This window comes from Amphritea sp. 1_MG-2023 (assembly GCF_030547545.1).
Lineage (GTDB): Bacteria > Pseudomonadota > Gammaproteobacteria > Pseudomonadales > Balneatricaceae > Amphritea.
In genome coordinates, this window is record NZ_JAUOQE010000009.1 from 24,405 (window position 1) to 35,224 (window position 10,820).

The 10,820-nt window shown below is 46.0% G+C and carries 11 protein-coding genes; 1 reads left to right on the forward strand and 10 read right to left on the reverse strand.

Annotated features, from left to right (window positions below; all coding sequences use genetic code 11):
* The first annotated feature begins 135 nt into the window (after positions 1–135).
* Positions 136–2,553, forward strand: coding sequence for a fatty acid cis/trans isomerase (locus Q4488_RS06910; protein ID WP_303579747.1), 2,418 nt, complete (start codon positions 136–138; stop codon positions 2,551–2,553).
* 211 nt (positions 2,554–2,764) lie between these two features.
* Here Q4488_RS06910 and Q4488_RS06915 read toward each other — a convergent pair whose 3' ends face one another.
* From Q4488_RS06915 to Q4488_RS06960, 10 genes are all read right to left on the reverse strand, one after another.
* Positions 2,765–3,403 (reverse strand): DsbA family oxidoreductase, encoded by a 639-nt coding sequence (locus Q4488_RS06915; protein WP_303579748.1) that lies wholly within the window; start codon positions 3,401–3,403, stop codon positions 2,765–2,767.
* Positions 3,404–3,560: 157 nt separating this feature from the next.
* Positions 3,561–4,424, reverse strand: coding sequence for a glutathione-dependent disulfide-bond oxidoreductase (gene yghU, locus Q4488_RS06920; RefSeq protein ID WP_303579749.1), 864 nt, complete (start codon positions 4,422–4,424; stop codon positions 3,561–3,563).
* Between the two features lie 14 nt (positions 4,425–4,438).
* Positions 4,439–5,119 carry a glutathione S-transferase family protein gene (locus tag Q4488_RS06925; RefSeq protein WP_303579750.1) on the reverse strand — a complete coding sequence of 227 codons (681 nt, stop codon included), beginning with the start codon at positions 5,117–5,119 and terminating at the stop codon, positions 4,439–4,441.
* Positions 5,120–5,392: 273 nt separating this feature from the next.
* Positions 5,393–6,067, reverse strand: a complete 675-nt coding sequence (locus tag Q4488_RS06930) for a haloacid dehalogenase type II (protein ID WP_303579751.1) — start codon at positions 6,065–6,067, stop codon at positions 5,393–5,395.
* Positions 6,068–6,112: 45 nt separating this feature from the next.
* Positions 6,113–6,634 (reverse strand): hypothetical protein, encoded by a 522-nt coding sequence (locus tag Q4488_RS06935; protein ID WP_303579752.1) that lies wholly within the window; start codon positions 6,632–6,634, stop codon positions 6,113–6,115.
* A 109-nt stretch (positions 6,635–6,743) separates the two neighbouring features.
* Positions 6,744–7,295 carry a carboxymuconolactone decarboxylase family protein gene (locus Q4488_RS06940; RefSeq protein WP_303579753.1) on the reverse strand — a complete coding sequence of 184 codons (552 nt, stop codon included), beginning with the start codon at positions 7,293–7,295 and terminating at the stop codon, positions 6,744–6,746.
* 610 nt (positions 7,296–7,905) lie between these two features.
* Positions 7,906–8,289 carry a nuclear transport factor 2 family protein gene (locus Q4488_RS06945; RefSeq protein WP_303579754.1) on the reverse strand — a complete coding sequence of 128 codons (384 nt, stop codon included), beginning with the start codon at positions 8,287–8,289 and terminating at the stop codon, positions 7,906–7,908.
* Positions 8,290–8,499: 210 nt separating this feature from the next.
* Complete coding sequence (locus tag Q4488_RS06950; protein WP_303579755.1) at positions 8,500–9,150, reverse strand: hypothetical protein; 651 nt, start codon at positions 9,148–9,150, stop codon at positions 8,500–8,502.
* A gap of 2 nt (positions 9,151–9,152) precedes the next feature.
* Positions 9,153–10,313, reverse strand: coding sequence for a toll/interleukin-1 receptor domain-containing protein (locus tag Q4488_RS06955; protein ID WP_303579756.1), 1,161 nt, complete (start codon positions 10,311–10,313; stop codon positions 9,153–9,155).
* A gap of 4 nt (positions 10,314–10,317) precedes the next feature.
* The gene (locus Q4488_RS06960) at positions 10,318–10,806 is read right to left on the reverse strand and encodes a TIR domain-containing protein (RefSeq protein ID WP_303579757.1); all 489 of its coding nucleotides are present in this window, start codon (positions 10,804–10,806) and stop codon (positions 10,318–10,320) included.
* Between the last annotated feature and the right edge of the window lie 14 nt (positions 10,807–10,820).

Here is a 10,820-nt window from a genome sequence, read left to right on the forward strand (position 1 = left end):
CGCTTAACGCCTCAGCCTCAAGTCTCTCTCGTATGAGCTGCGGATGAAAAAACGCCGCAATGATACCCTGTCGTATTCAGTCGCCAAACGATTTGTTACTCTCTCTTCTTTAGAGTCGCTGACGTTGTATCGTGAATGAAAAAGCTATTGCAAAGAAAAACCTACATAAGCCTATTACTCATCGCGGGCATGCTCTTTTTCCTCTCTGGCTCGGACAAACAAAACCAAGAAATTAACCCTCGTCAGATTACCGAGGAGCAATCCTACCGTTTCAGTCAGCATATCAGCCCGATATTGGATGAGAAGTGCTTAGCCTGTCACGCTTGTTATGATGCGCCTTGTCAGCTAAAAATGGAATCCCACCATGGTGTTGAACGAGGCGCATCAAAACTACGCGTTTATGATGGCGGGCGCTTAAACGATCTATCACCCACACGTCTCTATATCGATGCCCAAACCCCTCAAGAATGGCGCGCCAAAGGCTTTTATTCGGTACTGGATCATTACAGCGACAATGATAGCGGCGCGATCAATCGTCCTCTCATGCAACGTATGTTAGACCTCGGGTATCAAAACCCACTTCCCGCCAATCAGCCCGTGCCAGAGACCATTCAACTCGGTTTCGATCGAGTGAATAGCTGCCCTGCCCCGGGAGAATTTACTGACTATGCCGAACAGTTCCCTCATGGCGGCATGCCTTTGGCCGTTGCTGGATTAACGCAACAGGAATATCAAACGCTCTCTACTTGGTTGACAGAGGGCGCTAAAATAGACACCCCCGGGATCGCTATTGATACGCACGATCAGGCAATGATTCAGCGCTGGGAACAGTGGCTAAATCAGCCCGATAAACGCTCACAACTGCTCGCCCGTTATCTCTATGAACATCTTTTCTTAGGCCATCTTTATTTGCAAACCGATTCGCAAACGGCATCCAAGCTGACCCAAACAACCAACAAGATGCAATTTTATCAGTTGATACGATCTTACACCGCTGAGGGCGCGCCGGTTATCGTGCCCACAGTACGCCCCAATGATGACCCTCAAAAAGCGTTTTTTTATCGACTGATTCCGCTTGCGGGCACTATCGTTCATAAAACACATATCACCTATCGTTTCGATGCCGCTCGGTTACAGCGCTATCAACAGCTTTTCTCGAGTCATGCATGGGACGTTACTGATCTTCCGGGGTACAACTTTGCCGAGCGATCCAACCCGTTTATCACCTTTGCCGCCATTCCCGCCAAGCTACGCTATCGTTTTCTATTAGATGATGCGCAGTTTTTTGTGCGCAACTTTATTCGCGGTCCAGTGTGTCGCGGACAGATCGCCACCAATGTTATCCGTGATCAGTTTTGGGTTATGTTCGAAAGCCCCGATCAAGAGCATTACACCAATAACGAAGACTATCAGCTAACGGTTAATCCCTACCTCGGCTTACCCGGCGAAAACACATCTTTGCTAAAGTTTGGCAGTGAATGGCTCACCTATAATGATAATCGTAATCACTATTTAAGCCTGCGTGAAAAAGCCTACCGACAAGCATTTCCAGCCGGCACAACAGTCGAGCAGATCTGGAACGGTGAACATAGCAATCCGAACGCCTTTTTAACGGTCTTTCGACATCACAACAGCGCATCAGTGACACAGGGCTGGCAAGGTGAAATACCCTTAACCGCTTGGGTCATGGGCTATCCATTGCTCGAACGGACATACTATGAGCTGGTGGCCAATTTTGATGTATTTGGCAGCGTTTCTCATCAGGCACAAACGCGGCTCTATTTTGACCTCATACGCAACGGCTCAGAAACCAACTTCCTGCGCTTTATGCCCGCCTCCGCGCGGCAAAAAATCTATGACAACTGGTATCAATCCAGCGCGAAACTCAAAGCCAGCATCACTTACTATCCATTAGATACGCACACCCCTAGCGACATCATTTATCACAGCGATAAACCAATGCAGGAATTCCTGCAAACGCTGCAGCAGCAATACCCTGAAATCAGCGCTAAAATTGATCCACTTAACCGCTGCAAACACTGTGAACAACCTCATACTGAGCCGTCCGCCATACGTGCTAATCAAGCCCTGAGTCAGCTAGCCGCGATACCCGCTTCACAATTAGCAGGCATCAAATGGCTACCCGAGGTCAGCTTTCTGCGTATCAACCTCGATAGCGATGCTCAGCAACAAACAGACAATAACGTTCTCGCGTATACCCTACTGCGTAATCGTCGTCACAGCAGCGTGGCGTATCTATTGGGTGAATCATTACGCTATCAAGAAAATCTTGATAGCTTAACAATCCTACCGATGCCTATTGGCAGTTACCCCAACCTGATATTGCAGATGAATCTCTCTGAAATAGACGAGTTTGTCGCACAGTTTCGTCATATTGATTCCGATAAAAGTTATCGTCGGTTTTTACAGCGTTGGGCCGTTGGCCGCATGAATTCTGACTTTTGGGGCGTGTTCCATAGCTTCAAAACGTATTTAGAGAAAACCAACCCACTCGAAGCGGGTGTCTATGATATGAACCGCTATGGGCACTGATGGCCTTTCAGCCCCTTAAACAACCGTTGGGCTTTCAGCGTTGAGCGTGGCAGGCTCGATCAGCAACGCGCATGATTTACTGCTGATCGACTATCGGCATGATGATTGATGATCGCATATAAGAGTCATCGTTCCGCCTCATGATCTCACGACCTCATGACTCGACGGCATTAAGATGGCGATAACGATGTGAGGCAGTATCAGTAATGCTTTAGGCTAGTTCACGCAATACTTCTTTGTAGGTGCTCTGCGGATGTGCACCGGTCATCGCGCTACTTCGATTAAAAATCACCGTTGGCACCCCTGAAATGCCCTGCTGCTGCCACTGCTTCTCTAACTGAATCACTCGCTGCTGACGCTGAGTATCATTCAAGGCGAGTGCAGCAGCCTCAGGTACTAAGCCGACACGTTGAGCCTCAGCCAATAAGATAGCGCGATCGGAAACATCTTTCTGCTCGGTGAAGAACGCGGCAAATAAACGCTGCTTTAACGCATGCTGTAGCCCCTGCTCATGGGCAAAATCGAGCAATACATGGGCATCCCGCGTATTCACGATTTTCATTCCGTCAAAGTAATCAAACACAAAGTCATACTCAGCACCGAGGGCGCGAATATTCTCACGGGCTTTATCACTGTCTTCCCGCTGAGCACCATATTTACGTAGTACATGAGCCCGAAGCTCTTCACCCTCGGCAGGCATCTCCGGATTCAACTCAAACGGCTGCCACTCGATCTCAACTCGCTGCTGTAGCCCTAATTCATCGATGGCCGCCTGTAATCGCTTATAGCCAATGATGCACCATGGGCACACCACATCAGAGACAATATCTAACTTAATCTTATCGTTCATATCAGGATTCTTGATTAGTCACTTGAGGGACTAGCAGCTTTAACAATACCGATTGATACTCCCCATTCGGTTGATCAATCGCTACTGCCGTCAAACACTAGCCGAAACAATATGTTACAGCGGATGCCCCGCACCCGCCGCCCTATTTAACAACGCCTTATGCAGGCTTTAAGGCTAAAACCTTATCGATATCATCAGCCGAATGCCGTTCAGGTACTTGCTCCCAGGCTTCTCCCCAAGAACGGTTAACCATCCGTCCCCGCTGAACGGCTTCTCGCTGTTCAATCATTGTTGCCCAACGCACAACGTGACGATAGTTTTCAACTTGCAGGAATTCTGCCGCATCGTACAAGTGACCCAAGACTAAATTGCCATACCAGGGCCAAATAGCCATATCGGCAATCGTGTAGGTCTCACCTGACACAAAGGTATGCTCGGCTAACTGCTTATCCAAGACATCCAGCTGTCGCTTCGTTTCCATCGCAAAACGGTTGATAGGATAGGCCTGTTTTTCATCCGCGTAAGCATAGAAATGACCGAACCCACCGCCCAAAAAGGGGGCCGAACCTTGCGCCCAAAACAGCCAATTAAAGGTCTGCGTGCGCGCTGCTCCCTGCGGCAAAAACTGCTCAAATTTCTCGGCCAGATACACCAGAATCGAAGCAGACTCAAAGACATTCACCGCTTCACTGCCCGACTTATCGAGCAGCGCAGGAATTTTTGAATTGGGGTTCACGCCAACAAAACCCGACGAAAATTGCTCGGCTTCACCAATATTAATTAAGAACGCATCATATTCCGCAGCCTCAATGCCCAGCGCCAATAACTCTTCAAGCATAATGGTTACTTTTTGACCGTTGGGCGTACCAAGTGAATACAACTGCAAATCATGTTCACCAACCGGTAAGGCTTGCTCATATCGAGCACCGGCTTCCGGACTATTAATATTCGCCCATTTATTATCACCACGGGGTTCATTGCGCCAAATTTTAGGCGGTACGTATGGGGTTCCCACGCTCATCACTCCTTGCGTTATTAAGCATTCTTAGCGAAGTTTTGCGGGAATAGCGCCCGCGCTGCAACGTCATCGAAATCAGACTTAAATTGAATATCATTATCGATGTTACGCGCCCGCTCGACAGCAGGACGCCCATTGATTTTAGCAAACCAACGCTTCAGGTTGGGATAACTATTTAAGCCTTCACCACCTAATACAGGCATCACTTTATCGATCCAGCCCCATGCGGATATATCGGCAATAGAATAGTCATCACCCACGATATACTCACGCCCTTCCATATGAGCTTCAAGCACCTCGTAATGACGCTCAGCTTCGCGTAGATAACGATTGATCGCATAAGGCACTTGCTCGGGAGCTTTGTGTCGAAAATGTACTGATTGACCCGAAAAAGGTCCTAATCCTGTTGCGATAAACATCAACCATGACAACATCTCAGCACGATCGTCTGCGTTACCGGCTAGCAGCCCCGTTTTTTCAGACAGGTACATCAAAATCGCAGTCGAATCGAAAACACGCTGACCACCATCCTCGATGGCAGGGGTTTTGCCATTAGGATTGATCGCACGGTATTCCGGCGTATGCTGCTCACCTTTCAGGGTATCGACTGGGATCAATTCATAGGGCAAGCCCGTTTCTTCAAGAAACAGCGCAACTTTCATGGGATTGGGCGTTTGATGGAAATAAAACTTAAACATCGGATTATCCTATGGGTATTTTAATGGTATGAGATGGCAACAACACCGACTCAAAGATTTAACGACGACAAACACAGGAACAATTGTTCAGGTAAATTGACAGTCATTGTTTAACACGTGAACGGGCGATATTTTGTCTAAGACTGTATTTAAAGAGACGGTAGCTTAAAGAGGCACAAACCTAGATCGATAGGTAACGACATAGCATCACGACTCAGCGATTAGTACAGTAAAAGACTCAAGCTATCGCGCAAAAAAACAGTGACTGCTACATTAATCGTCACTGGCTATAATTTGATCGACTAAATCGCTCATACTGTCGGCATAGATAGCCGGCCGTTTGTACAATGGATTATAAGGCGCACCGGAGCGATTGATGTAGGCCGCCTGCAAACCAGCACTCATCGCTCCGTGTGTATCCCAATCATGGGTTGCTACCAGTCTGAGCTTATCCTTAGGATGCGCCAGTTTCGTTGCAGCAAATTCATAAGCCGCTTGGCTGGGTTTAAACGTACCCGCCTCCTCCACCGAGATAATCTCATCAAAGTACTCATCTAATCCCGCATTATGGATTTGACTATGGATCAAATTAAGTGATGAGTTTGACAAGGCAACCACTCGAAAACCCGCTGAGCGCAGTGTGGTAAGCGCCGCTTTTATATCCGAATGGGCTGGTAGACTGGAGAAGCCACTCAACACATCATCAACCTCTGCGCGACTCAGTGTTACCCCTGTGCGAGCCGCCAACGTCTCCAGCATGATTTTCGAGAGTGAGGCGAAATTAGTGTTAACACCGGTCATCATCGAAACAGTCGACGCATGTAGCAACATGGAAAACCACGTATCGGTATAATGCTCATCGCCAAACAGCGCTTTAAACTTCGGTTTTAACACACTCAAGTTTAAAACGGTTTCGTTGATATCGAATAAAATGATGGTTTGTTGCATAAATCACCCTTAATAACACCCAATAAAGCGCACATCGTGTTTAATCTATGTGCATTGCACCCTTTTACTATAGCCATATAAAACCGCACTGATAGCGGCAAAAAAGAACAGATGCAGTATAAACTTAACATCTAGGCTGAGATTAAAGCCGGGGAGCTTATCCAACTGCAACTGTTGTAACGACACTAACTGTACGATCATCGCATTGGCGGGTGGTGCGATAATGGTCGTGATCCAGCTAAACAGGAGGGTCACTAGCGTTATCATCGTCAAACGTGATGTACTCAATACGAGTACCGCGCACATCAGCCCATACAACACCGAGACGGCCAAATGCGCTGTCCAAGCCATCATGATCGCAGTCACTTGACCCCAATCTCCCAACGCCTGATAAGACTGTGCATGACGACTGGTTAAAGTATCCATGCCAAACAATGGCTGAATAAGGATAAAAATAACGCCCGCCACAACCCCAAGCATGACAGCCATTGCCAGAAGTTGGCTACGAAAATCACGCGGCAATAGGCTTAACAAAGGATTCGAGGTTTGGCTGTTGATAGCTGACATAAGGCTCTCTTTTCTATCGTTAGCTGCACGCTTTTAATGCGTTCATTGAAGCGAACAGGCTGACTCAATCGCGGCCTGTCCACGCTCTATCAAGCTTAAACCGGTTGGGTTATGCCTTCTTCCAAGCAAACTTTTCAAACACCGTATCAATCGGTGTCTCAGCAATACGATTCACATAATTACTAATGACCTTCTGAGATAAACCCAGCACAATCTCCAGTAATTGACGCTCGCCATAGCCTGCCGCATAAAAAGCTTGAACCTCTTCATCCGTTAAATTACCGCGATTTCGTACCATTGACAGCGTTGTATCATGCAGCACTTGCAGCTTAGCCGTTGGCATCTCGGTTTCGTTTCTCAATGCTTCAGTCAATGCAGGATCAACGTTCATCATCTGCGCGATACCGGTGTGCGCAGGCACACAGTAGTGACACTCATGTTCAACATTAATGGTTTGCCAAACAACGGTTAGCTCTTCTTTATCAAAGGATGAGTTAACAAATAGCTCATGTAATTTTTGATAGCCTTCGAGTAAGTTCGGCGCACTCGCTAATACACCATGCAGTCCGGGAATACGGCCGTTCGCCTTAAGTGATTTGGCGAGGAACGTTTGACTCTCTTCAGGTGCTGTCTCTAAATCATGGATCGTTAAGTGGGTCATTGTTGCTCTCCGAGTAGCGCAATGTCGTCATCAGTTATCGACAACGACTTATTCAGTGAGAGCACTATAACCGCACTTGAACGGTCGATCAATACATTTATGAACGATTGTTCAAAATGAATCACGCCGCTACCCGCCCATCCACTTTAAGCAATGATCATCATTGACATTAGTGATTTGATTTTAAGTATTGCTGTAAATCGCTACCGCCCTTATAAAACATGGCCGATAGCTGCTTTTCAGGAGAATATGATTGAATTGAACATGAGATGTTACGCTAAGAACGATTAACTTATGACATATAAACTTGGGTGGTACACAGAATTAATTATAGGTTCATGTTTCGGTTTAACGTCATGCTCCCTGATAAAAACAGCCCAGTGCCAGAATAGCTTGCCATGCTCGGTGCGCCATTTGATAGCCAACGGCACTTTATCTGGCAGGCCATCCCACGTCTTGAACGGTGTTTCTTTGGGCGAAACAGAGATATTAAATTCACGAAGTAGCGTCCGAACATGCTCTGTTTCAGACCAGAGCGCTGTGTCTGCTGCAGGTATACCAAGTGCGTTTGCCTTTTGCTTGGCGCTCTAACAGCTTATTATGTGCCGGTTTAGTACATCGGATTGCCATTTTTTGATTCACTTGGCACCTCTTGTATTGAATCCCAATGCTCAACTATTTTTCCATTGTTATCGAATCGAAAAAAATCCATCGTTACGTACTCTTCGTTACCTGGCCAAGTTTGATGTGTATGAAGGGCTACCAGATCGCCCTCAGCAATGACCCGCACGAACTCTATTTCTTTATCCGGGTAGTCTCGGGCCATTTCGTCAAAGTAATCGATAAATGCCTGCTTCCCATCACCTACTGCTGGATTGTGCTGGATGTATTCAGATCCCACGTATTTATCAACGGCTTTAGCTGGCTCCCCTAAATATGCCGTCCGGTAAAATGCAATTGCATTTTCTTTATTTAATTTCAGATCGTGTTCCATATCTGATCTCCGTATTTAAGTGTGTTGGCAATTATTGAGGGGCACATAACGCTTTGCTCACCGGTAAGTTAGGAGCGCAGCGAGTAATTTATGCGTGTGCAGCTAATTGTTATATTTCTTAGAGGCTGAGTTAGTGAAAACAGTCATGACCACCTATATTAAATTTTGTATGCCCGAACAAACTACGCCAATTACTCATTGATGAGAAAGTCAATTGGGTCGCCAATAACGTTTTTCGATATCCTTTGGTTGATCGTTGGGAGTTAAGAATCTGTTTTCTTTTGCCGAGACCTTTAGTTCCCTATGAAAAAGCCCAACGTAGTCTAAGTCGTTTAAGAGATCATCGCTTAGCTCCGCATCAATTTTCTCAGCTACTTTTAATGTGGCTCCACCAGTTGAAAGAACAGGAATAATGTCTTTTCCAGTCTGAAGCTGTGCGAAGAGCTCGAATTCATCGATAATCCCAGCCATCCCACCAACAAAAATAGCGGCTTTAAAATTATTATCAGAAAACATCCGCTCTCTCATGTGGCGCAAACTTTTATCGCGGTCATTTTCGATATTCTCTGTGTAAATAACATTTCCAAATTTCTCGTTATCTTGAGGAAACTGATCTTTAAAATAGAGTGATTGATAAAGCTTAACCCACTCGCCGTAATCAACCCCCATTTCCTCCGCGACAACTTTTATCATAGGCGTTATAGCTGGATGGCCTCCCCAAACAAGAACTCTGCGCCCTAAAGTAACATGTACTAATGCTCTGACCGCAGAGGTGATCGCTACTGAATTAGACGTTTCTGCAAACTCGGGGGCACGCTTAGGATCAGGAACACTAGCTGATAAAAAAATTGAGTCTTCCATTCTTATACCTCCCAGGCGGCAAGCATCCAACCTGCCTGAGTTATCTTAAGCCCACGAACAGCTTGAATATTATCTTCTAACCATTGCAAGTGTGCAGACCAAGCTTCTCTAATTCCAATATCATCATACACAAGTACGGGGATTTCTCTCTGGTTAGCTGCACGAGCCTTATTTGCAATATCATTTAAAGTTTCTGCTGTAGGCACTCCAACAACTGGATATGCCCAAATAGTTCTATCATCAATAAGCTTGATGGCAATTGCCCGATGAGCGCCAATTCCTTCGAAACTAGCACCAATCCTCTCAACATCCGCCCTAAGACGGCCTGTAATAGACATATACCTAGCTGCAATGCTCCGACTTCGAACACTCTCCACTTTTAATGCTATTTCATCCATAGTTTTGGAAACAACCGGTCCGCAATCTTTTTCTAGATCTTCCTTCTTTAAGTAAACGGTCTCAGCCAAGTCCGTCATTTTGTTTGGTTCATGCTCAGGCCAAACGACTCGCAACACATGAATTTCCTTGGCACGAGCTCGACCGATTTCTTCACGGGTCCACCTACTTTCAAAATAGGTTGGTGTATCTAGCATTACTAGCACATCGGAGTCACATAGCCTGTGCCAAAGAACATCCTGAAAGGGATCTCCGGGCCGGATGTCGTGCGTATCCAGAAAAACATCGAATCCTTTTGAAGTAAGAAGGTCGTGCATCTGTAAAGCAGCTTCGCGTGACTCCGTTCGGCGATAGCTTACAAATACCCGCCTCTGACGACGCAAAAGCCCAACACATTCAAGCATGATCGTCGCCAATTCTTCCATTTCTGGATCTTCTTTTTTTAGGCAGTATCCATTTGTAGCCCGTAAAAAGTCAGGAACAGCAGTAGAAAACTGTTCTAGATTTTCTACCACAGGAATTATCGGGACGCTCTCTGAAAATAACGATGAAGCGGCTTCTAAGTCAGTAGTGACGGCTCCGCCAAAGTAAACTGCTGCAAAAGCTGACGCTCTATTTCGACAAGCCAATGTTTCGTCATCATAGATTTTAACTTCGGCACCTATTGCAAGACCGAATTCGGATATCATTTCACGAATTGTGTTAGTCAAGCACTGCCGCTGTTCAGACGAAACATTACCTAGAATAGAAAACTCGTAAATGCCCATCGCATTATCGACCTGCTGCCTTGGCAGCTTTTTCTATCCAAGAAGAAAGATTGTTGTATCCATCGTCATTTACCCAGTCGTAGGTTTCATACATCTCGGAGAAATATACTTTACGACCGTTCTTTTCTATGAACCAATAGTCCAGCGGATTTTTGCCCTGAACGTCAGAACCTTTTTGTGGATCTTTAATCCGATGAATATCTATTGCCAGCATGCCTTTTTTTAGCTTATAGCTTCGCTCTATTTCATGGAGCACCCATTTTCTGTCATAGGTTTCAGCTCCAAAGAGGATAACAGTAACAGATGTTCCTTTGAGCTGTTGTTCAATCCACTCTTCAATACCACCAGCACGCTTCTTGGCTTCTTCAAACTCAGCTTTGTCGTAGAAAGGCTGCGCTTCTCCTTCTGGTCTGACAACCCAAGAATTCCGCACCTGAACGATACGTCTAACGTCTCGTTCATAATGAAAACTAAAAAAAACTTTCCTAGCCATATATTATTCTCCTA

Bases quoted from the DNA above. Each gene is read 5' to 3' on its own strand.
- Q4488_RS06910 (WP_303579747.1), top strand. From the start codon at position 136: ATGAAAAAGCTATTGCAAAGAAAAACCTACATAAGCCTATTACTCATC.
- Q4488_RS06915 (WP_303579748.1), bottom strand. From the start codon at position 3,403: ATGAACGATAAGATTAAGTTAGATATTGTCTCTGATGTGGTGTGCCCA.
- yghU (WP_303579749.1), bottom strand. From the start codon at position 4,424: ATGAGCGTGGGAACCCCATACGTACCGCCTAAAATTTGGCGCAATGAA.
- Q4488_RS06925 (WP_303579750.1), bottom strand. From the start codon at position 5,119: ATGTTTAAGTTTTATTTCCATCAAACGCCCAATCCCATGAAAGTTGCG.
- Q4488_RS06930 (WP_303579751.1), bottom strand. From the start codon at position 6,067: ATGCAACAAACCATCATTTTATTCGATATCAACGAAACCGTTTTAAAC.
- Q4488_RS06935 (WP_303579752.1), bottom strand. From the start codon at position 6,634: ATGTCAGCTATCAACAGCCAAACCTCGAATCCTTTGTTAAGCCTATTG.
- Q4488_RS06940 (WP_303579753.1), bottom strand. From the start codon at position 7,295: ATGACCCACTTAACGATCCATGATTTAGAGACAGCACCTGAAGAGAGT.
- Q4488_RS06945 (WP_303579754.1), bottom strand. From the start codon at position 8,289: ATGGAACACGATCTGAAATTAAATAAAGAAAATGCAATTGCATTTTAC.
- Q4488_RS06950 (WP_303579755.1), bottom strand. From the start codon at position 9,150: ATGGAAGACTCAATTTTTTTATCAGCTAGTGTTCCTGATCCTAAGCGT.
- Q4488_RS06955 (WP_303579756.1), bottom strand. From the start codon at position 10,313: ATGGGCATTTACGAGTTTTCTATTCTAGGTAATGTTTCGTCTGAACAG.
- Q4488_RS06960 (WP_303579757.1), bottom strand. From the start codon at position 10,806: ATGGCTAGGAAAGTTTTTTTTAGTTTTCATTATGAACGAGACGTTAGA.